Annotated in this window: 25 protein-coding genes; 15 read left to right on the top strand and 10 right to left on the bottom strand. The window is 72.4% G+C overall.

The genetic code is table 11. The annotated features are described in order from the left end of the window. Positions 1-79: 79 nt before the first annotated feature. From mobA to ASC64_RS19260, 4 genes are all read left to right on the top strand, one after another. Complete coding sequence (gene mobA, locus ASC64_RS19275; RefSeq protein ID WP_056909168.1) at positions 80-658, top strand: molybdenum cofactor guanylyltransferase; 579 nt, start codon at positions 80-82, stop codon at positions 656-658. Positions 659-728: 70 nt separating this feature from the next. Beyond that, positions 729-1052, top strand: a complete 324-nt coding sequence (locus ASC64_RS19270) for a DUF6457 domain-containing protein (RefSeq protein ID WP_056909167.1) — start codon at positions 729-731, stop codon at positions 1050-1052. Between the two features lie 4 nt (positions 1053-1056). Continuing rightward, complete coding sequence (locus ASC64_RS19265) at positions 1057-2025, top strand: NAD(P)H-quinone oxidoreductase (protein ID WP_056909166.1); 969 nt, start codon at positions 1057-1059, stop codon at positions 2023-2025. 31 nt (positions 2026-2056) lie between these two features. Further along, the gene (locus tag ASC64_RS19260; RefSeq protein WP_056909165.1) at positions 2057-2686 is read left to right on the top strand and encodes a bacterial proteasome activator family protein; all 630 of its coding nucleotides are present in this window, start codon (positions 2057-2059) and stop codon (positions 2684-2686) included. Here the strand turns inward: ASC64_RS19260 and ASC64_RS19255 are convergent. Genes ASC64_RS19255 through serS form a run of 5 tightly spaced genes read right to left on the bottom strand, consistent with a single transcriptional unit; the run spans position 2683 to position 6512 of the window. Continuing rightward, positions 2683-3270 carry a hypothetical protein gene (locus ASC64_RS19255; RefSeq protein WP_056909164.1) on the bottom strand — a complete coding sequence of 196 codons (588 nt, stop codon included), beginning with the start codon at positions 3268-3270 and terminating at the stop codon, positions 2683-2685. The genes ASC64_RS19260 and ASC64_RS19255 overlap by 4 nt on opposite strands. A gap of 10 nt (positions 3271-3280) precedes the next feature. Beyond that, positions 3281-4081, bottom strand: a complete 801-nt coding sequence (locus tag ASC64_RS19250) for a Cof-type HAD-IIB family hydrolase (protein WP_056909163.1) — start codon at positions 4079-4081, stop codon at positions 3281-3283. Then, positions 4078-4422: a DUF1905 domain-containing protein gene (locus ASC64_RS19245; RefSeq protein WP_235563833.1), complete on the bottom strand. Its 345-nt coding sequence runs from the start codon at positions 4420-4422 to the stop codon at positions 4078-4080. Before ASC64_RS19245 ends, ASC64_RS19250 begins: the two co-directional genes overlap by 4 nt. Continuing rightward, the gene (locus ASC64_RS19240) at positions 4415-5254 is read right to left on the bottom strand and encodes an HAD family hydrolase (RefSeq protein ID WP_056909162.1); all 840 of its coding nucleotides are present in this window, start codon (positions 5252-5254) and stop codon (positions 4415-4417) included. The genes ASC64_RS19245 and ASC64_RS19240 overlap by 8 nt, the downstream gene beginning before the upstream one ends. Then, positions 5247-6512: a serine--tRNA ligase gene (gene serS / locus ASC64_RS19235; protein WP_056909161.1), complete on the bottom strand. Its 1266-nt coding sequence runs from the start codon at positions 6510-6512 to the stop codon at positions 5247-5249. Before serS ends, ASC64_RS19240 begins: the two co-directional genes overlap by 8 nt. A 60-nt stretch (positions 6513-6572) precedes the next feature. Here serS and ASC64_RS19230 point away from each other — a divergent pair, with 60 nt between their 5' ends. Further along, complete coding sequence (locus tag ASC64_RS19230) at positions 6573-8147, top strand: YegS/Rv2252/BmrU family lipid kinase (RefSeq protein ID WP_235563832.1); 1575 nt, start codon at positions 6573-6575, stop codon at positions 8145-8147. A gap of 47 nt (positions 8148-8194) precedes the next feature. Here ASC64_RS19230 and ASC64_RS19225 read toward each other — a convergent pair whose 3' ends face one another. Next, on the bottom strand, positions 8195-8596 hold the full coding sequence (locus ASC64_RS19225) for a DUF4446 family protein (protein ID WP_056909159.1): 402 nt from the start codon (positions 8594-8596) through the stop codon (positions 8195-8197). Positions 8597-8664: 68 nt separating this feature from the next. Between ASC64_RS19225 and ASC64_RS19220 the strand changes: the two genes are divergently transcribed. From ASC64_RS19220 to ASC64_RS19190, 7 genes are all read left to right on the top strand, one after another. Then, on the top strand, positions 8665-9510 hold the full coding sequence (locus tag ASC64_RS19220; RefSeq protein ID WP_056909240.1) for a prephenate dehydratase: 846 nt from the start codon (positions 8665-8667) through the stop codon (positions 9508-9510). 14 nt (positions 9511-9524) lie between these two features. After that, the gene (locus tag ASC64_RS19215; RefSeq protein ID WP_235563831.1) at positions 9525-10130 is read left to right on the top strand and encodes a TMEM165/GDT1 family protein; all 606 of its coding nucleotides are present in this window, start codon (positions 9525-9527) and stop codon (positions 10128-10130) included. Further along, on the top strand, positions 10112-11248 hold the full coding sequence (locus ASC64_RS22580; RefSeq protein WP_200937903.1) for a GNAT family N-acetyltransferase: 1137 nt from the start codon (positions 10112-10114) through the stop codon (positions 11246-11248). Before ASC64_RS19215 ends, ASC64_RS22580 begins: the two co-directional genes overlap by 19 nt. A gap of 121 nt (positions 11249-11369) precedes the next feature. Then, positions 11370-12296, top strand: coding sequence for a hypothetical protein (locus tag ASC64_RS19205; RefSeq protein WP_082550644.1), 927 nt, complete (start codon positions 11370-11372; stop codon positions 12294-12296). Between the two features lie 123 nt (positions 12297-12419). Beyond that, entirely contained in the window at positions 12420-13646 is a 1227-nt protein-coding gene (locus ASC64_RS19200; protein ID WP_056909157.1) for an arginine deiminase, read from the top strand. Between the two features lie 68 nt (positions 13647-13714). Beyond that, positions 13715-14089 (top strand): cyclic nucleotide-binding domain-containing protein, encoded by a 375-nt coding sequence (locus ASC64_RS19195; protein ID WP_056909156.1) that lies wholly within the window; start codon positions 13715-13717, stop codon positions 14087-14089. Between the two features lie 7 nt (positions 14090-14096). Continuing rightward, positions 14097-15122 (top strand): adenylate/guanylate cyclase domain-containing protein, encoded by a 1026-nt coding sequence (locus ASC64_RS19190; protein ID WP_235563830.1) that lies wholly within the window; start codon positions 14097-14099, stop codon positions 15120-15122. A gap of 126 nt (positions 15123-15248) precedes the next feature. Here the strand turns inward: ASC64_RS19190 and ASC64_RS19185 are convergent, their stop codons facing one another. The 4 genes from ASC64_RS19185 to ASC64_RS19170 form a co-directional block, all read right to left on the bottom strand. Beyond that, on the bottom strand, positions 15249-16181 hold the full coding sequence (locus tag ASC64_RS19185) for a DUF5926 family protein (RefSeq protein WP_056909155.1): 933 nt from the start codon (positions 16179-16181) through the stop codon (positions 15249-15251). Positions 16182-16214: 33 nt separating this feature from the next. Then, a complete protein-coding gene (locus tag ASC64_RS19180; RefSeq protein ID WP_056909154.1) occupies positions 16215-17033 on the bottom strand; it encodes a glycerophosphodiester phosphodiesterase family protein in 819 nt (272 codons plus the stop codon). 129 nt (positions 17034-17162) lie between these two features. Next, positions 17163-17516, bottom strand: coding sequence for a UBP-type zinc finger domain-containing protein (locus ASC64_RS19175; RefSeq protein WP_056909153.1), 354 nt, complete (start codon positions 17514-17516; stop codon positions 17163-17165). Next, complete coding sequence (locus ASC64_RS19170) at positions 17513-18001, bottom strand: DUF2087 domain-containing protein (RefSeq protein WP_056909152.1); 489 nt, start codon at positions 17999-18001, stop codon at positions 17513-17515. The genes ASC64_RS19175 and ASC64_RS19170 overlap by 4 nt, the downstream gene beginning before the upstream one ends. 293 nt (positions 18002-18294) lie before the next feature. Here ASC64_RS19170 and ASC64_RS19165 point away from each other — a divergent pair, with 293 nt between their 5' ends. The 3 genes from ASC64_RS19165 to ASC64_RS19155 all read left to right on the top strand — a co-directional run bounded on the left by ASC64_RS19165 (position 18295) and on the right by ASC64_RS19155 (position 20277). After that, positions 18295-18792, top strand: coding sequence for a hypothetical protein (locus ASC64_RS19165; RefSeq protein ID WP_200937899.1), 498 nt, complete (start codon positions 18295-18297; stop codon positions 18790-18792). 69 nt (positions 18793-18861) lie between these two features. Continuing rightward, positions 18862-19485: a LysE family translocator gene (locus ASC64_RS19160; RefSeq protein ID WP_056909151.1), complete on the top strand. Its 624-nt coding sequence runs from the start codon at positions 18862-18864 to the stop codon at positions 19483-19485. Positions 19486-19521: 36 nt separating this feature from the next. After that, a complete protein-coding gene (locus ASC64_RS19155; RefSeq protein WP_156385297.1) occupies positions 19522-20277 on the top strand; it encodes an endo alpha-1,4 polygalactosaminidase in 756 nt (251 codons plus the stop codon). Positions 20278-20282: the final 5 nt, after the last annotated feature.

The raw sequence follows: 20282 nt of genomic DNA, 5'->3' as shown, positions 1-20282 counted from the left end.
TCCAGCGTAGGCCGCCCGCCCCTCGGTGTTGAGGTGCGAGCGAGCGAGCCTCGAGACCACTCACTGGAAGGATGCCCCCATGGACCTCGACCTCACCGCGGCCGGCTTCTGCGGCGTCGTGCTGGCCGGCGGCACCGCTGCGCGGATGGGCGGGACCGACAAGGGGAGCGTGGAGCTCGGCGGTCGGACCCTGCTCGAGATCGCGATCGACGCCTTCCTCGACGCCGACGAGGTCGTGGTCGTCGCCCCGACGCCGGTCCCGACGACCCGGCCGGTGACCTTCGTCTGCGAGGACCCCCCGCGCGGCGGCCCGGTCGCCGGGCTCCTGACGGGCGTCGACGCCCTCCTGCGGCGTCCTCGCCTGGTCGGCGTGCTGGCCGTCGACATGCCGCGGACGACGGCGGGCACGATGCGGCGGCTGCGCGAGGCCTGCGCCGGTCACGACGGGGCGTTCCTCGCCGATCCGTCCGGCCGGCGCCAGCTCGCCGGCGTCCTCGACGCCGCCCGGCTCGCCGAGGTGCGCCCCGACCTCGAGGGGCAGCACGGCATGCCGCTGCACCGGCTGCTGGCCCCGCTCGACCTGGCCCTGGTCCCCGCCGTGGGCGAGGAGGCGGTCGACGTGGACACGTGGTCCGACCTGCGCGACCTGAGCACGTAGGCGCGCCCGGACCGGCCCGTTCCCGCCCGGTTCCTTGCCGCACGCGGGTCGGGTGCGAGACATTGGGGTCGTGAACCTTCACGACTGGATCGACGAGCTGGCCGACGTGCTCGACGTCGAGGCCGAGGTCGACGAGGCGCTGATCCTCGACCTGGCCCGCGTGTCCGCGCGCAACGTGGAGAAGAAGTCGGCACCCATCACGGCCTACATGCTCGGCCTCGCCGCCGGAGCTGCTGACGCGGATCCCGAGGAGGTCGAGCGGCTGGCCGCCCGCGCGCAGCAGCTCGCCGAGAGCTGGGACCGCCCTGCCGACGCCCCCGACCCCGACGACATCGACGACGACGTGCCCGACGACTCCACGGTCGACCACACCGACGACGAGTACGAGGACTGACCGCGTGCGTGCAGCAGTTGCCTCCGGGGCCGGCGGTCCCGACGTCCTGTCCGTAAGCGACGTCCCCGAGCCCACCCCCGCCGCGGGCGAGGTCCTCCTCGACGTCGTCGCGACCGCGGTCAACCGCGCCGACACCCTCCAGCGGAAGGGCTTCTACCCGCCGCCGCCGGGCGCGCCGGAGACCATCGGGCTCGAGTGCAGCGGCCGGATCGCCGCACTCGGCGAGGGCGTCGAGGGCTGGTCGGTGGGCGACGAGGTCTGCGCCCTCCTCGCCGGTGGCGGGTACGCCGCCCGCGTGGCGGTGCCGGTCGGCCAGGTCATGCCGGTCCCGGCCGGCGTCTCGCTTGTCGAGGCGGCCGCCCTGCCCGAGGTGGCGGCGACCGTGTGGTCCAACGTCTTCATGACCGCCCACCTCGCCAAGGGCGAGCGCTTCCTGGTGCACGGCGGCGCCGGCGGCATCGGCACCATGGCGATCCAGCTCGCAGCCGCGCGCGGCGCCGAGGTCTTCACCACCGGCGGGTCGCCGGACAAGCTGGAGATGTGCCGCTCGCTCGGCGCCTCCCGAGCGATCAGCTACCGCGACGAGGACTTCGTGGCCGTGCTCAAGGAGGCCGGGGGCGCCGACGTCATCCTCGACAACATGGGGGCGAGCTATCTCGCGCGCAACGTCGACGCGCTCGCCACAGGCGGCCGGCTGGTGATCATCGGCATGCAGGGCGGCACCAAGGGCGAGCTCGACATCAACGCCCTGCTGCGCAAGCGCGCCTCGGTCACCGCCACGTCGCTCCGCGCCCGCCCGCTGGCGGAGAAGGCCGCGATCTGCTGCGGCGTCGTCGAGAACGTCTGGCCGCTCGTCGCCTCGGGAGCGATCCGCCCGATCGTGGAGACCACGATGCCGCTCGAGGACGTCGCCACCGCGCACCAGCTCATGGAGGACGGCAGCCACACCGGCAAGATCGTGCTCACCCTCTGACTCCCACCGACCGGGTCATAGGGTTGCGGACATGACGGAGCAGCAGCAGTCCGACCCGACCGCCACTCCCGCCGCCGGCGAGGAGGACCAGGTCGTCGTCGTCGGACCGGACGGCCAGCCCATCGGCACCATCCCCGCGAGCGCCCTCCCGCCCATGGGCCAGGCGCCCGGCTCCGATGAGGACGGTGACGGCGAGCGGCACATCACCGAGCTCGTCGAGCAGCCCGCGAAGGTGATGCGGATCGGCAGCATGATCCGCCAGCTGCTCGAGGAGGTGAAGGCTGCTCCCCTCGACGAGGCCAGCCGTCAGCGGCTCAAGGAGATCCACGCCGCCTCGATCAAGGAGCTCGAGTCCGGCCTGGCACCCGAGCTGGTCGAGGAGCTCGAGCGCCTCTCCCTGCCCTTCACCGAGGACGGCACGCCGTCCGAGGGCGAGCTGCGGATCGCGCAGGCCCAGCTGGTGGGCTGGCTCGAGGGCCTCTTCCACGGCATCCAGACCGCGATCTACGCCCAGCAGGTGGCCTCCCGCGCCCAGCTCGAGCAGATCCGCCGCGCGCTCCCGGCCGGCCAGCAGGGCGGCCACCCGCCGATGGGCGTGCCGCAGATGAGGCCCGACCAGTCCGAGGACGGCCAGGGCGGCAGCGGCGGGATGTACCTCTAGGACCCGGTCCGCTGGCGCCGACCGAGGCGGCGTACGAGCACGAGGCCGAGCAGCCCGATGATCGCCGCGGCCGCTCCGGGCGCGGCCATCCGCGCGAAGCCCGGCGGCGCGGAGCCTTCGACCTTGGTGAACACCGCCTCCGGCGGCGGGGGCGGCTCCACCGGCGTGCCCTCGCCGAGGAGCTTCTCGATCTTCTGGACCTTGGTCGGGTTGGCGACGGCTGTGCCGCCGCAGCTGTCGGCGGCGTAGGGGGCCGCGGTGCCGGTGGCGAAGAAGACGTAGGTCGTGCCGACGCCCAGCGCGCCGAGACCGCAGGCGTTGCGGCCACCGGCCGACTCGACCATCGTCGAGCGCTCCGGTGCCCCCTGGTAGGCGCGGGACGCGGTGACCGTGTAGGTGTGGTCCTGGCCCTCGGTGGCGACTGCGTCGACGGTGCCGATGAAGACGACGTCGGCCTTCTTCACCTGCTGGGCGAGCTGGCCCTGCTTGCAGGTGCACTCCGCCGAGGCGGGCGCGCTGACCGTGACGACCAGCCCCACGCACGCGAGCAGCAGGGCAGCGGCGAGTCGGGCGACGGGGGTCATGGCGGGCAGCCTAGCGAGACAGGCCGAAGCGGTCGGCGAGCACCGTCGCGACCCCGTCGTCGTCGTTGCGGGGCGCGAGGTGGTCGGCCAGATCGCGCACGGACGGGTGCGCGTTGGCCATGGCGTACGACGTCCCGGCCCACTCCAGCATCGGCAGGTCGTTGGGCATGTCGCCGAACGCGACCACGTCGTCGGCCCCGAACCCCATCTCCGCCGCCAGCGACGCCAGCGTGGAGGCCTTGGTGACGCCGGCCGCGCTGATCTCGACGAGTGCGAAGGAGGAGGACCAGGTGGTCACCGCCGAGTCGCCGACCGCTCGCGCCACCTGGTCCCAGAAGTCCTCGGGGTCCAGGTCGCGGTGCACGGCGAGGACCTTCACGACGTCGTCGCGGAAGATGTCCTCCCAGGCCCCCTGGGTGCGGACGGCGACGTCGTCGGGGTGCCTGGGAAAGGCCACCTCGCTCGCCCAGCCCTCGGTGTGCTCGATGGCGAAGGTGGTGCCGGGGATCGCAGCGCGCACCGCCTCGGCGAGGGCGAGGCCGACCTCCCGCGTGACGGGCCGGTGGTCGCGTACCTCGCGACGCGCGACGTCGTACACGATGGCGCCGTTGCTGCAGATCGCCAGGCCGTGCCCGCCGACCGCGTCCCAGAGCTCCTCCATCCACCGCACGGGGCGTCCGGTGGTGAACACGACCGGTACGCCGGTGGCGTCGAGCTCGTCGAGCACCGCACGGGTCCGCGCCGACACCCGCCCCCCGGAGTCGAGCAGCGTGCCGTCGAGGTCGGTCGCGACCAGGCGGGGAGCGGTCACCGGCCGTCCCTCACCGAGAGCGTGACCGTGAGGTCGTCGCCCTCGCCGACACCCGCCGCCTTCCGGACGGCCTTCTTCACCGGGAGCACGAAGCTGCCGGACCTCGCATCGGGGAAGACGCTGGTGTCCCAGGCCTGGCCGGCCGCCTCGACGTGCACCCGCACGGAGCCGAAACCACGCGGCTCGCCCGCGGAGTCCCGCACCTCGTCGGCGACGTCGGCCGGCAGGCTCACGAAGCTCCACGCGCCGGTGTCCCCCGACTCCTCACGCGACGTCGTACGCGCCGTCCAGCGCCACAGCGGCGCCGTGAAGGTGAAGGACCCGGCGCCCACCTCAGGCACCGACGGGCGGGAACCACCGCGACATCTCGACCGCGGCACCCTCGTCGTGGACGGTGGCGGTCACGTCGTCGGCGGCCGCCTTGACCTCCTCGACGGCCTGGCCCATCGCGACCCCGCGACCGGACCAGCGCAGCATCTCGATGTCGTTGCGCCCGTCGCCGATGGCCAGGACGTCGCTCGCCTCGAGGCCGAGCGCCTCGCACACGTGCGCCAGCCCGGAGGCCTTCGAGACGCCGACCGGGGAGAGGTCGAGCCATGCCGTCCAGCCGACGACGTAGTCGGTGCCGTGCAGGCCGAGGCGGGCGCCGAGGTCGACGAAGTCCTGCGCGGTGGCCTCGGGGTCGCGGATGATCACGCGGCTGACCGGCTCACCGACGATGTCGTCGACCTCGGTGATGATCTGCTCACCCGAGATCTCGCCCTCGGGGAAGACCCGGTTGACGCGGTAGCCCCCGACCCCGCGCTCCTCGACCGCCACCAGCGCGTTGGGGTGGTGCTCGAGCACGGCCGCGACGGCGGGTGCGGCGTCGAAGGTCTCCTCGTGGACGACCTCCATCGGCGGGTAGCGGAACACCACGGCGCCGTTGGACGCGACGATCCACAGCCGGTCGTGCCCGTCGCGCGGCACGTCGAGCATGTCGGCGATGCGCGTCATGCCGTGCGGCGAGCGGCCGCTGGACAGCACGATGTGGGCGCCCGCGTCGAGGGCGCGGTGCACGGCGTCGTACACCGCGGGGGTGATGGTCTCGTAGTCCTCGGTCTGCCCGTCGACCCACGCGAGCAGGGTGCCGTCGATGTCGAGCGCGACGACCTTGGGCTGCCAGTCAGACAAGGGTCTTGATCACTTCCAAGCCGCCCATGTAGGGGCGGAGCGCCTGCGGCACGGTCACCGAGCCGTCCTCGTTCTGGTGGGTCTCCAGCACGGCGACGATGGCGCGAGTGATCGCGGTCAGGGTGCCGTTGAGGGTGGCGACCGGGACGGTCTGGCCGTCGGCGCGGGTGCGGATGTCGAGCCGGCGCGACTGGAAGTCGGTGCAGTTCGACGTCGAGGTGAGCTCGCGGTACTTGCCCTGGGTCGGGATCCAGGCCTCGCAGTCGAACTTGCGCTGCGCGCTCAGGCCGAGGTCGCCGGCGGCAACGTCGATGACGCGGTAGGCGAGCTCGAGCTTGTCGAGGAACTCCCGCTCCCAGGCCAGCAGCCGCTCGTGCTCGGCGTAGGACTCCTCGACGGTCGTGTAGACGAACATCTCGACCTTGTCGAACCAGTGCACCCGGATGATGCCCTTGGTGTCCTTGCCGTGGCTGCCGGCCTCCTTGCGGAAGCACGGGCTGAAGGCGGCGTACCGGCGCGGGAGCGCGGCGGCGTCGAGGATCTCGTCGGAGTGGTAGGCCGCCATCGCGACCTCGCTGGTGCCGACGAGGTAGAGGTCCTCGCCCTCGATGCGGTAGACGTCGTCGGCGGCCTGGCCGAGGAAGCCGGTGCCCTCCATCGCGCGGGGCTTGACCAGCGACGGGGCGATCACCTGCGTGAAGCCGGCGTTGCGGGCCTGGTCCATCGCCATGTTGACCAGCGCGAGCTCGAGCTGCGCGCCGACACCGGTGAGGAAGTAGAACCGCGAGCCGCTGACCTTGGCGCCGCGCTCGAGGTCGATGGCGCCGAGCATCTTGCCGAGCTCGATGTGGTCGCGCGGCTCGAAGTCGAACTCGCGGGGGGTGCCGACGTGCTCGAGCACGACGAAGTCGTCCTCGCCGCCGGCCGGGGCCTCGTCAGCGGCCGGGTTGGGGATCGCCTTGATGGCCTCGTCCCAGGCGGCCTCGGCGGCGTTGCGGGCGGCCTCGGCGGCCTTCACGCCCGCGGCGAGCTCCTTGACCTGGGCGAGCAGCGTCTGCTTCTCCTCGCCCTGCGCCTTGGCGACCAAGGCACCGCTGGCCTTCTGCTCGGCCCGCTTGGCCTCGAAGTCGGCGATCGCCTGCCGGCGCGCGGAGTCGGCCGCCAGCGCCCGGTCCACCACGTCGTCGGACAGGCCGCGCTTGGCCTGGGCGGCACGCACGCGGTCGGGGTCGTCACGGAGCAGGCGGGGATCGATCACAACGGAGAGGCTATCCGCAGGGGCGTGGGGCCTGCGATCCGGTTTGGGCATACTTCGCGGGTGACCCCCGCTTCTCGCACCCGCAGTCTCGCCTCGGCCGTCGTGGCGCTCGCCGCCTTCGCCGTCCTCGGCTACCTCGTGACCGGTGACCGTGCTCCCCTCGACTCCTTCGACGTCGAGGGCAAGCAGCTCGAGGACTGGGCCGACAACTCCTCGTTCTTCATCGACGTGCTGCGCGTCGTCGAGATCGCCTTCGGCACCGCCGGGATGACGATCCTCACCGTCATCCTCGTCCTCGGGCTGCTGCTGCGGCGCCACCGCTGGGCGGCGCTGCTGGCCACGGTCGTCATGGTGGTGACCTCGCTGGCCACCTCAGGTCTCAAGATCTGGCTCGGCCGCGACCGGCCGGAGTGGCAGGGCGACCTGGGCCTGCTCAGCTCCTACAGCTTCCCGTCCGGGCACGCGTCCTCGACGGCGGCGTACGCCTGCCTGCTGGTGATGCTGCTCGTGCTGTTCGTACGCCGCGCCAGCCTGCGCCGCCTCGGCACGGTCCTCGCGATCGGCTGGTGGCTCGCGGTGTGCCTGGACCGGGTGCTGCTCGGCCGGCACTTCCCCACCGACGTCATCGCCGGCTCGCTGCTGGGCATCGGGGTCTTCCTGCTCGCCCTCGCCTTCATCGACCCGCGGCCGCGCTCGACCGCCGCCAGGACGGAGCCGCTGCCGGAGGTCTACGCCTCCGAGCGCAAGCTCGCGGTGATCCTCAACCCGATCAAGGTCGAGGACGTCGGCCAGTTCCGCGCGATCGTCGGCGCCATGGCCAAGGAGTCCGGCTGGTCCGAGCCGACGTGGCAGTACACGACGATCGAGGACCCCGGCACCGGCATGGCCGAGAAGGCCGCGGTCTCGGGGGCCGACCTGGTGATCGTCTGCGGCGGCGACGGCACGGTGCGCGAGGTCTGCGCCGAGCTCGCCGGCACCGGCATCCCGGTGGGCATCATCCCTGCCGGCACCGGCAACCTGCTGGCCCGCAACCTCGACGTCCCGCTCTACCTGCGCTCGGCCATCGACGTCGCGCTCAACGGCCAGGACCGGGCCATCGACCTGGTCCGGGTGGGCGGCGACAACATCGAGGACACCCACTTCATGGTCATGGCCGGGATGGGCTTCGACGCCGCGATCATGGAGGGCGTCAACGAGGAGATCAAGAAGAAGATCGGCTGGGTCGCCTACATCATCTCGGGGCTCAAGTCGCTGATGTTCCCCGCGATCAAGGTCGAGATCCAGGTCGACGACGAGGAGCCCACCGTCCACCGCGCCCGCACGGTCGTGGTCGGCAACGTCGGCTTCCTCCAAGCCGGCATGCCGCTGCTGCCCGACGCCACCATCGACGACGGCGTGCTCGACGTCGTGATCATCCACCCCCGGCAGTTCCTGTCGTGGATCACGGTGGCGCTGCGGGTGCTGCGCAAGAGCGCGATCGTCGACGAGACCCTCGACCGCCGCACCGGCTCCCGGGTGCGGATCAAGGCCTCCGCCGACACGCCCCGCCAGCTCGACGGCGACTCCATCGGTGAAGGTCGCGAGCTCTGGATGGAGTGCATCCACGGGAAGCTGCTCGTGCGCGTGCCGCGCTGACGTTCGGGGTCTTCCTCAGGCACCTGAGTGCTCGCTCCGCTCGCGTCTCAGCTGCCAAGGGGACGCGCGTGCTCGATCGCTTCCTCCTCCTCCGGCGAGAGCTGCTGCTCGCAGGACCAGGAGGCGATCGACTTGGCGTAGGTGCGCGCCTCGCTGCGGCCGTGGATCGAGGTCAGCACGACCCCGTGCCCGGCGTCGTCGAGCAGCGCGAGGCTCCAGCTGAGGTGGCCGCCCACGTCGCCGAACGCGTCGTAGCGCACGACCGAGAGGTGCCGGAGCGCGTCGGCGTTCTCCGCCTTGAGGGCAGCGACCTCCTGCCGCAGCCCGTGGACGTCCTCGGGCAGGGCGTCGACGCCGTCGGCGGTCGGCCGGGACGGCGTACGACGGAGGGCGAGCGCGGCGAGCACGCAGGCCAGGGCGGCAAGGACGACGGCGACCAGATCGAGCACTCCCCGACCCTATGTTCGGGTGGCGGTCACGGCCGGTCGGACACGGCCGGTCGTGCCAGACTCGCCCGGTGAATTCCTCGCCGCGCCGGATCGCCTACCAGGGCGAGCCGGGAGCCAACGGTCACATCATCTGCCAGCAGGCCTACCCCGCTTGGGAGCCGCTGCCGTGCGCGTCCTTCGAGGACACCTTCGCCGCGGTGGAGAACGGAGACGCCGACCTCGCGATGATCCCGATCGACAACTCGATCGCGGGTCGTGTGGCCGACATCCACCACTTCCTGCCGACCTCGTCGCTGCACATCGTCGGTGAGCGCTTCCTGCGCATCCAGTTCTCGTTGATGGCCCTGCCCGAGGCGAGCATCGACTCCCTGCGCACCGTGCACAGCCACGTCCACGCGCTCGGCCAGTGCCGCGGCGTGATCCGCGAGCTCGGACTGACCCCCGTCGTCGCGGGCGACACCGCCGGGGCCGCGCGCGAGGTCGCCGAGTCGGGCGACCCGACCCAGGCGGCGATCGCCCCGCCGCTCGCCGCCGAGATCTACGGGCTGCAGGTGCTGCGCGAGGAGATCGAGGACGAGGACCACAACACCACCCGCTTCGTGGTGCTCTCCCGCGACTTCGAGCAGGCACCCGCCGGCAACGGCCCCGTCGTGACGACCTTCATCTTCAACGTCCGCAACCTGCCCGCCGCGCTCTACAAGGCGCTCGGCGGCTTCGCGACCAACGGCGTCAACATGACCAAGCTGGAGAGCTACATGGTCGGCGGGCACTTCACCGCCACGCAGTTCCTCGCCGAGGTCGACGGCCACCCCGACGACACGCCGGTCCGCAACGCCCTCGAGGAGCTCGAGTTCTTCACCACCGAGGTCAAGGTCCTCGGGGTCTACCCGGCCGACGCCTTCCGCGCGGGGTAGGACACACTCGCCCGGTGATCGATCTGCTGGTCGTGGCCCTCGCCTTCGGTGCCATCTTCGTCGTCGAGCTGCCCGACAAGACCTTCATCGCCACGCTGGTGATGTCCACGAAGATGCGCCCGCTCTTCGTGTGGATCGGCGTCGGCCTGGCGTTCCTCGTGCAGACCGGCGTCGCGGTCGGCGTCGGCAAGGTCGCCTCGTTCCTTCCCGAGCAGCTGATCCACACGGTTGCCGCGCTGATGTTCGTGATCGGCGCGGTGATCCTGCTGCGCGAGGCCAGGTCGGCCGACGAGGAGGAGGCCGAGCAGGAGGCCGAGTACGCCGCCAAGTCCGATGCCACGGCCCACGGGATGAAGGTCGTGGTGACGTCCTTCCTGGTGCTCTTCGCCGCGGAGTGGGGCGACCTGTCCCAGCTGCTCACCATCTCGCTCGTCGCGAAGTACGACGACCCGGTGTCGGTGTTCCTCGGGGCGTGGGGCGCGTTGCTCACGGTCTCCGGCCTCGCGGTGATCGTCGGCCGCGTGCTGCTCCAGCACGTGAAGGAATCGGTCCTCCACTACGTGGGTGCGACGGTCTGCGTGCTGATGGCACTGTTGACCGTGTGGGAGATGACACGCTGATCGAGCAGGTCCGCCGGCGCTACCTCGCGGTCAACGGCGACCACCCGATGACCGAGGACGACGACGCGTACGTCCGGAGGCACTTCGTCGAGGCGACGCCCGAGGCGATGGGCCTGATGCTCGAGGACCGGCTCCCGCTGCCGTCGTACCTCCTCTCCGACGGGACGCCGATGGTGCCCGCAGCCCACGGCGCCCTCGCCGAGGTCGCGGGTGGCGTCGACGCGCTCCACGACTGGTTCGTCGCCTTCTGGCCCGACGACGCCGCGACCGCGGAGGCCGAGTGGGGCCACTACCTCTCCGGGCAGTACGTCTGCCTGAAGGAGGTCTCGCCGATCCGGATCCGGATGAAGACCGCGCGCGTCGCCGAGGCTGCGGCGGCGATCGAGCGCCTGCGCCGCGACCCGCACGACGAGATCGGCCGCGGCCTGATCGGCCAGGCCGTCGACGGCGTGCTCGCGGTGCCCGGGCTGGACGCGATCCTGCTGCCGATGACGGCCTACGACCGGCTGCGGTTCGGCGGGCCCACGGTGCGCGAGACCTGGGTCGACGGCCCCCGGCGGGAGTTCCTCACCCCGGTCGCGCCGGTGTGGCCGCTGCGCACCGAGCGGCTGCTGCTGCGCCCCTGGCGCGCCGGCGACGAGGCCGCGCTGGCCGAGGCCTGGGCCGACGAGGACTACGTCAGCCTGTTGCTCACCGGCACCCAGAACGCCGCCGAGGTCGCCGAGATGGTGCGCCGCCGCTCCGACCCGGGCGACGGGATGCTCGTCGGTCTCGTGGCCGAGCACGACGGCGAGGTCGTCGGGGACTCGCTCCTCATCCTCCAGGGCACCGGGCTCAGCGAGGGCGAGATCGGCTGGACCGTGCTGCCGCGGCACACCGGCCGGGGCTACGCCACCGAGGCCGCGCGCGCGGTCCTCCGGATGGCGTTCGAGCACTACGGCCTGCGCCGGGTGGTGGCCAACCTCGACGCCCGCAACGACCGCTCCGCCGCCCTCTGCGAGCGCCTCGGGATGCGCCGGGAGACCCACCGCCTCGGCGACTTCTGGTCCAAGGGCCGGTGGACCGACTCCTACGAGTACGCCCTCCTCCGCGAGGAGTGGCGCGCGCAGCAGTCCTGACCGCCGCACGTGCGGCGGTTTTGGCCCTTGGAATCGCGATTGAGGGGCCACCTCCGCCGCACGTGCGCGGGCCTGTGGACGGCGGGTGCAGGCCGGACCGCGATCGCGGCACCATCCGGGGATGGATCTCGATACCCGGACGCCATTCCGCCGCCAGTCCGCCCTCGCCGCCGGGGTGAGCGCGAAGGCCCTGCGAGGGCCGGGGTTCCGGCAGGTGCTCCCGGGCACCTACGTGGCCGCCACGACGATCGTCACCCCGCTGGTCCGCGCGCGGGCCGCCCTGCTGCCGTACGACGGTGAGGCCTGGGCGAGCCACGCCACGGCGGCGCGCGTCCACGACCTGCCGATCCCGACGATCGCCGACGAGCACGTGAGCGTCCCGAGGGCGGGCCTCCGCCGGTGCCACCGAGGCGTGAGGGCGCACGTCGGACGCCACCGAGCCACCACGGTCGTCCGCGGCGTGCGGGTCACCGCGCCGCTGATGCTCTTCGTCGAGATGGCCGAGCTGCTCACGCTGGTCGACCTCGTGGTCCTCGGGGACGCCATGGTCCGCCGAAGGATGGTCACGCCTGAACAGCTGGTCAGGTTCTGCGCGTCGGTCCGGCACAAGGCGGCCTCACGAGCGCGGTCAGGGGCGGCGTACGTCCGACGCGACGTGGACTCACCGATGGAGACACGCCTGAGGATGCTGATCGTCCTGGCCGGCCTGCCCGAGCCCCAGGTCAACCTCACCGTGCGCGACGAGGACGGCGAGGTCATCCGCAAGTACGACCTCTCCTACCCGGTCGTCCGCGTGGCCATCGAGTTCAACGGCAAGGTCCACGTGCTCGTGCCGGGTGCGTGGGAGGCGGACCTCGAACGGCGCGATGACATCGACGACTCCGGGTGGCGCCTGCTCCCCGTCATCAGCTCGGGCATCTACGCCACGCCGGGGAGTACGCTCCGACGGGTCCACCGCGTCCTGCTGGCCCGGGGCCTCCCCGGCACCCCTCTGCGTCTCGATGACGCGTGGCGCGCGCACTTCCCGGGCCACGCCGACGCCGCGTGAGCACGTGCGGCGGTTGTGGCCCTGGGATGTCGGACAGCGGGGCCAGAACCGCCGCACGTGCGCGCTCGGGCGACGCCGCTTCCACGTACCAGTGCATCGCCGACGACCAGTAGAGTCGCGCCCATGGTCTCCACTCCCCACGGCGCCGACAGCGAGGTCGGCCGCCTGGCCACCGTGATGCTCCACCGCCCCGGCAACGAGCTCAAGCGCCTGACGCCGCGCAACAACGACCGGCTGCTGTTCGACGGCATCCCCTGGGTCAGCCGCGCGCAGGACGAGCACGACGCCTTCGCCGAGACGCTGCGCAGCCGCGGTGTGGAGGTGCTCTACCTGACCGAGCTGCTCACCGAGACCCTCGAGACCGAGCTCGCCCGCAACCACGCGATCACCAGCGCGCTGTCCGGACTGCACCTCGGCGACACCATGCGGCACTACCTCGCGACCGCGCTGCGCGACCTGTCGCCCGCCGAGCTCACCGACGTGCTGACCGCGGGCATCCGCAACGACGAGGTCAGGGGCGGCCACGGCCTGGTGACCAGCCTGCTCGACCCGCACGACTTCCTCATCGACCCGCTCCCCAACCTGCTGTTCACCCGCGACTCCAGCGTCTGGGTCCGCGACCGCGTCGCCGTGACCAGCCTGGCGATGCCCGCGCGCAAGCGCGAGACTCAGCTGACCGAGCTGATCTACACCGAGCACCCGCGCTTCGCCGGGACCCGCAAGATCCACGGCTGGCACAACGAGCACGTCGAGGGCGGCGACGTCCTGCTGCTCGCGCCGGGCGTGATCGCGGTCGGCGTCGGGGAGCGTACGACGCCCGCCGGCGTGGAGCGGCTGGCCCGCCAGGTCTTCCACGCCGACCTCGCCCACACGGTGCTCGCGGTCCCGATCGCGCAGGAGCGCGCGACCATGCACCTCGACACCGTGTGCACCATGGTCGACGTCGACAAGGTCGTGATGTACCCCAACGTCGCCGACACGCTGCGCGCCGTGACGGTCACGCTGGCCGACCAGGGCTCCGACGAGTCCGACCTGACGCTGAGCGTCAGCGAGTCCGAGCCGTTCCTGGTCGCCGCGGCGAAGGCCATGCAGATCGACACGCTCCACCAGATCGACACCGGCCTCGACCCGGTCACCGCCGAGCGCGAGCAGTGGGACGACGGCAACAACACCCTCGCGCTGGCGCCGCGGGTGGCGGTCGCCTACGAGCGCAACGACGAGACCAACGACCGGCTCGAGGACGCAGGCATCGAGGTGGTCCGGATCGCCGGCTCCGAGCTCGGCTCCGGTCGCGGTGGCCCGCGCTGCATGAGCTGCCCGATCTCCCGCGAGCCCCTGCCCGTCGACTGACCACTCCGGCATCGACGAATGCCGACCCGGTGGGCATCACGTTCGCCCGGCCGGATCGTTGAGCAGGCATGACCTCATCGATCCTCGACGCCCTCGACCCCGCCGACGCGCGGCGGGTCCTGGCCGCCGGACGCGCGTTGACCCTGCCCCAGGGATGGTCCCCCATCGCGGAGAGCACCCCGGCCGACAAGGCCTACCTGATCACCGAGGGTGAGGTGTCGGTCCGCAAGGGCGGCACCGAGGTGGCCACCCTCGGTCCCGGCGCGGTCGTCGGCGAGGGCGCCATCGTCAACAAGACCCTGCGCTCGGCGACGATCGTCGCGCTGACACCGCTCAAGGTCGTGCACTTCACCCGCGAGCAGGTCCAGGAGCTGGTCGAGGACGTCCCGGCCTTCGGCGACGCGCTGCGCGCTGCGGCGGCCGACCGGCTCGAGGGGAGCTGAGCCACCGGTGGCCATCGAGTCGGGACTGCCGCCGGAGCCACCGCTGCCGCCGGACGCGGGCGAGGTCCTGGAGTCCTTCCTGCTCGGCGGGGCACCCACCCTGACGCGGGTCGAGGTCGCCCAGCGCGCCGGCGTGCCCCTGGACCTGGCGGTCACCCTCTGGCACCAGCTCGGCTTCCCCCACCGCGACGACGACGACGTGGCCTTCGCCGAGAGCGACGTCGAGGCCCTCCGCCTCAGCGCCGACCTCGTCGAGCTCGGCATCCTGCCGGCCGAGTCCCAGGCAGCGCTGGTGCGCACCTGGGGTCGCAGCTACGCGCGGCTGGCGGAGTGGCAGACCACCCTCCTCGCCGGTCTCGCCGTCGAGGGCGAGGACCCGGCCTCGCGGCTCACCACGCTGGCCGGCGACGTGCTGCCGCGCGTGGAGGCCCTGCAGACCTACGTCTGGCGCCGGCACCTCGCCAGCGCCGCCCAGCACCTGCTGGAGGACGCCGGCGCGCTCGCGCGCACGGAGACCCGACTGGCGGTGTGCTTCGTCGACATCGTCGGCTACACCACCCAGAGCCGCAGCCTCGACGGTGCGGAGCTCGTCGCGTGGGTCGACCGCTTCGAGCACGACACCACGGCGCTCGTGGTCGACCACGGCGGGCAGGTCATCAAGACCATCGGCGACGAGGTGCTCTTCACCGTGGCCGACCCGGCGGCCGCGGTCGCCGTCGCCCACACCCTCACCGCCCGGGGGGACGACGGTGACGACCCCTTCCCGCGGGTGCGGGCCGGCGTCGCGCACGGTGCGGTCGTACGCCGTCTCGGGGACGTCTTCGGGTCCACGGTCAACGCGGCGTCCAGGCTCACCTCGGCCGCGCGACCCGGGTCCGTGCTGGTCGACGCCGGGGTCCACGAGGCCCTGGCCGAGGCGGAGGACCAGTGGCGGTTCCGCCGGCTCAGGCGCGTCTCGGCGAAGGGCTTCGCCCACCTGGAGGCCTGGCGGGTGCGGCCGGCGCACGACGGCGAGCCGGACCCGGACATGTGAAAGCCCGGTCGTTGTTGACGGGGGAAACAACAACGACCGGGCTCGCCCAATCTACTCCGCTGGCGAGCGCGCGCACAACAGTCCCGGGGGTTGTGTTCGCCTCGTGGAACGGACGTGGCCCGTTGCTTACCGGATCGTCACCTGCCGGTTGGCGAGACCGGCGCGGGCCGAGCGCTCGGCCGCGGTGAGGTCGCCGCCCTCCAGCGCCTTCTCGAGGTCGGCGGCGAAGGCCTTCGCAGGCCCCTCCAGGACGTCCGCGCCCGTGCCGAGCGGCAGGTCCCAGACCGGGGCGAGCAGGCCGTGGGCGCGGAACATGCCCACGAACCGGGACCCGTCCGCCACCGAGTCCTGGCCGGCCGCGTGCAGCCGGGCCAGCGCGTCGAGCAGCTGGTCCTCCGGGTGGGGCATGACCCAGCGGAGGTGCTCCTTGGTGCCCACATTGGTCCAGTACGCCGCCTCGACCGAGGTCAGCCGCGAGGTGGGCATCACGCCGCCGTTGGCCTGCTCGAGGGCCGCCTCCATGCTCGCGTCCCGCTCGGGGATGTCGTCGATCCAGTAGTCGAAGCCGTCGTGGACCGTGATGTCGAGCGCGGTGTCGCTGATCAGGTCCTGGATGCTCGGGCCCTCGCCCGGCGCGGTGGGCAGGCCGACGATGCCCGGCTCCTCGGTGGCCAGGGCCGCCTCGAGCACGGCGCCGAGGTCGCGCGCGGGGTTGCCGTAGGAGTGCTGCACCTGCAGCCCGAGCCAGATGTCGCCGGAGTCGCGCACCATCGCCGGCGCGGCACCGGGGAGGAGGGTGGCGAGCCGGACGGTGCGCGAGCCCTCCTTCAGGGTCAGCGGAGCGGTCGCGGCGGGGACCAGCTCGCGCAGCGCGATCACGTCGCACTCGCTGGGCATCCCCTCGAACGGGCGTGCCACGAAGGTCGGGGCGGCGCCGCCGGCCGCGCCGTGGCAGGCCTTGTAGCGCTTGCCCGAGCCGCAGGGGCAGGGCTGACGGGGACCGACCTCGCCGGGGGCGGACGCGGTGGGCTGGGTGCGGTTGCGGGACTTCTTGGCCATGCGCGGAGCCTAGTTGGCCCGCTCACGGGGCGGTCAGTCGCCGAGGAGCTCCAGCATGTGGGCCGGACGGTCGGTGATGACCGCGGTGACGCCGAGGTCCAGGCAGATCTGCAGGTCGTCGGCGGTGTTGACGGTCCACACGTGGATCTCCCGACCCGCCTTGACGAGGTGCTTGCCGAGGCCGGGGTGGTCGCGGAGCTCCTCGATCCCGGGGCCGATGATCCAGTCGTCGCCGACGACGGGGCGCAGCACCGGCCAGTGGTGGGCCTTGTCCACCAGGATCACCACGTCGAGGTCGGGCGCGAGCTTGCGCACCCGGTTCATCGCGTTGAGGGAGAAGCTCATGATCCGCGCCGGCGACCCGGCGCGGTCCCAGCCGAAGTCACCCAGGGTCTCCACCAGGCGCCGCTCCACCAGCCCTCCGTAGCGGGTCGGGTGCTTGGTCTCGATGGCGAGCTCCACGTGCCGGTCGTAGTCGGCCACCATCTGCAGCAGCTTGCGCAGCGTCAGCACCTTGCCGTGCTCGGGGTCGCGCTCGGGCGCCTCGTCGTCCATCTCGGACCACGGGTTCTTCCACGACGCGAAGTCGAGCTCGTCGAGCTCGGCCAGGTTCATCGTCGAGACAAGGCCCGGGACCGCGGCCGTACGGCGCAGGTTGCGGTCGTGGACGCAGACCAGGTGCCCGTCGGCGGTCAGCCGGACGTCGCACTCCAGGGCGTCGGCGCCCTCGTCGAGCGCCTTCACGTAGGCCTTGAGCGTGTGCTCGGCGGTGTCGTGGCTGCTCCCCCGATGGGCGACGACCTGCGGACGAGTCCCCTGACGGGCGCGCCGGGTGCGCGACGTACGACGCATGGGTCGAGCATGGCACGACATCTGGCCCGCACGACGCATCCCTGCGGGCGAGCGGGGCTCGGCATCCTCCAGCGGCGGTGCCGCTGTCGGAGCGACTCCACCTTCACCGCCAGGGGCTGCTGACACGCGTCAGTGGACGTGGTCCCGCCAGTCGTCGGGCACCCGGCCGGCGGGCCCGGGGACCGGCTGGTCCTCGGGGTGGTGCTGCGGGTCGGCGAGCCGCGGGCCGACGATGCCGACGGACCGCGCGAAGTCCCAGAACCAGTCCTCGCCCGGCTCGTAGCTCTGCATGACCGGGTGACCGGTCGCACGGAAGTGGGCGGTGGCGTGCTGGGAGGGGCTGCTGTCGCAGCAGCCGACGTGGCCGCACTGCGCGCACCGGCGCAGGTGCACCCACCAGCCGCCGGCCTCCTCGCACTCCACGCACCCGGGGCCGGACGGGGCCACCCCGGGATCGATGCCTGCAGGGGTCGGGTCGCTCATGACCCCACCCTGCCCTGTCCGCGTCCCGCGAGGAAGGCCGGCAGCCAGTGCGCCTCCCACGCGGGGATCTCCTGCTGCTCGACGGCGGAGCGGACCGGAGCCCGCCCGGCGGTGCGGTAGCGACCGTGCTCGCGCTGGAGGTAGTGGTAGTTGACCAGCTCGCGCCGCAGGTAGGCGAAGTCCTCGTGCACCCCCAGCAGCACCTCGTTCACCTCCCTCTCGGCGTACTCCCGACCCGGCTCGAACCTGCTCACCACCTCGAGCAGCACGGCCGCGCGCACCTTGCGCTTCGCCGGCACGCGCTCGATGCGGCCGTCGACGAAGAGCCGGCCCACGAGTCGTTCCTGCTCGGCGCGCGCCGCGTCGTACGCCGCCTCGCGGGGCGTCGCGCTTGCCTGCACGGCCGCTCGGGCGACGGTGTAGCTCTCACCGGTCTCGGCCATGCGGGCGCGCACGACCTGCTTGAAGTCACTGTCCCTGGTCATCCGTGATCACCTCTGCTGCGCTGCGTCCCCAGTACGCCGCTGCAGCGGGCGTTCGACGTGCGATCCATGGAGTGCGCCCGAGGATCTGCTCCCCTTCGCCACCTCGCACGGACTGAGGCCGACGCGCGGGCTGGGCGCTGGACGGCGCCCTGGGTGGTGAGTCTGCCAAAGACCCACCGGCCGGGCCAAGCGCTTTGTGCTCCACCCCGGGTGGGGTTGACCGGAGCGGTCGACATCGGTTCGGGTGGAGGCAGCGACGAGCCCATCGGGGGTCTCGTCACGACCACGGAGTCATGCCCATGCACCTGTCGTCCCACCGTCTCCTTCTCGCCCTCCTCGGCTCGTTGATCGCGGTCGCCGGGCTGGCCAGCCCCTCGCACGCGGTCACCAAGCTGACCGACGCCCAGGCCGCGAGCCAGCTGTCCGCGTCCGGCATCAGCCGGGTCTCGAGCGGCGGCTGCACCAGCCGCTACACCTCGACCTGCACCTCGTACGACCAGATCAACCAGGAGACCGTGAGCGGGATCAGGACCTTCCGCTCGATCAGCGGCTGCGCGGTCACCATCACCGGCGGCACGGAGACCGGCCACGCCTCGGGCACCTACAGCCACTGGAACGGCTACAAGGTCGACATCAGCCCCACGACCTGCGTCTCGAGCTACATCACCAGCCACTACGCCTACTACGGCGTGCGCAGCGACGGTGCCACGATGTACCGCGCGGCCTCGGGCAACATCTACGCCCGCGAGAGCAACCACTGGGACATCACCTACTACAGCTGCGGCTGCTGACACCGGTCCCTCCCGACCGACGGGTGAAATGATCGCGACAGCGCCGCGCGTCGGCCCCACACTGGGGCCATGCCGTCGTCGAGCCAGTGGGTGGCCTTCCTGGTCGCCTCGATCCTGTTCATCCAGGTGCCGGGCCCGAGCCTGCTCTTCACCATCGGCCGGGCGCTGACCGTCGGCCGGCGCGAGGCGCTGCTCTCCGTGCTGGGCAACGCCCTCGGCCTGACGGCCCAGGTCGCCCTGGTGGCGCTCGGCCTCGGCGCCGTCGTCGCCGCCAGCGCGACGGCGTACACCGCCATCAAGGTGGCCGGGGCCGGCTACGTCATCTGGCTCGGGATCCAGTCGATCCGCCACCGCAGCGACGCACGCCTCGCGATGGCGGCTGCCGTGCCGGCGCGGCGCGGGCACCCGGTGCGCATCGGCTTCACCGTCGGCGCGACCAACCCCAAGACGATCGTGTTCTTCGTGGCCTTCCTGCCGCAGTTCACCGACCCCAGCGGCCCGGTGGCGGTGCAGACGATGCTGCTCGGCCTGGTCTTCGGTGTCATGGCTGCGGTGTCCGACGGCGCGTGGGCGATCGCGGCGTCGAAGGCCCGCGACTGGTTCGCCCGTCGGCCCTCGCGCCTCGACGCCCTGAGCGCCACCGGCGGCACGATGATGATCGGCCTGGGCGCGACCATGCTCGCCGCCGAGTGAGGCGGACGGGCGGCACCCGCGCCTAGGGTGCGGGTCATGCGCACCCTCCTGACGTCACTCCTGCTGCTGGTCGCCCTCGCTGCACCGGCCGCCGCGGAACCGCGCCCGCTCCCGACCGGGACCGACGTCGACTACCAGCTCGGCGGCCCTGCCTACGTCCCGGACAACGTGGGCATCGTGGTGCGTGACCGCACGGAGACGCCGGCGCCGGGCGCCTACAACGTCTGCTACGTCAACGGCTTCCAGACCCAGCCCGACGAGCTGGCGTTCTGGCGCCGCCACCGTGACCTGCTGCTCAGCGACGGCGGCCGGCCCGTGGTCGACGAGGCGTGGGGCGAGCGGCTCCTCGACATCCGTACGCCGGACCGGCGCGAGCGCCTGGCCCGCATCGTCGGACGCTGGACCGCCGGCTGCGCGCGCGCCGGTTTCGACGCCGTCGAGTACGACAACCTCGACTCCTTCTCCCGCAGCCGCGGGCTGATCCGGGCGCGCGACGCCAAGGCGTACGCCCGGCTGCTGACTGCGCAGGCGCACGCGAGCGGCCTGGCCGCCGGCCAGAAGAACTGGGCCGGCTGGGACGGCACCCGCGCCGGCTACGACTTCGCCGTCGCCGAGGAGTGTGGCCGCTACGACGAGTGCGGGCGCTACGTGGACGCCTACGGCGACCAGGTGCTCGTCATCGAGTACCGCGCCCGCGACTTCGCCGCCACGTGCCGGGAGCACGGCGACCTGCTGGCCGTCGTGCTCCGCGACCGCGACCTCACCCCGGACGGCGTACGCCGCTGGTGCTGATGTGC

The organism is Nocardioides sp. Root122, from assembly GCF_001425025.1.
Taxonomy (GTDB): domain Bacteria; phylum Actinomycetota; class Actinomycetes; order Propionibacteriales; family Nocardioidaceae; genus Nocardioides.
The sequence above is the reverse complement of the archived record's forward strand: the minus strand, read 5'-3'. Positions and strand labels throughout refer to the sequence as shown.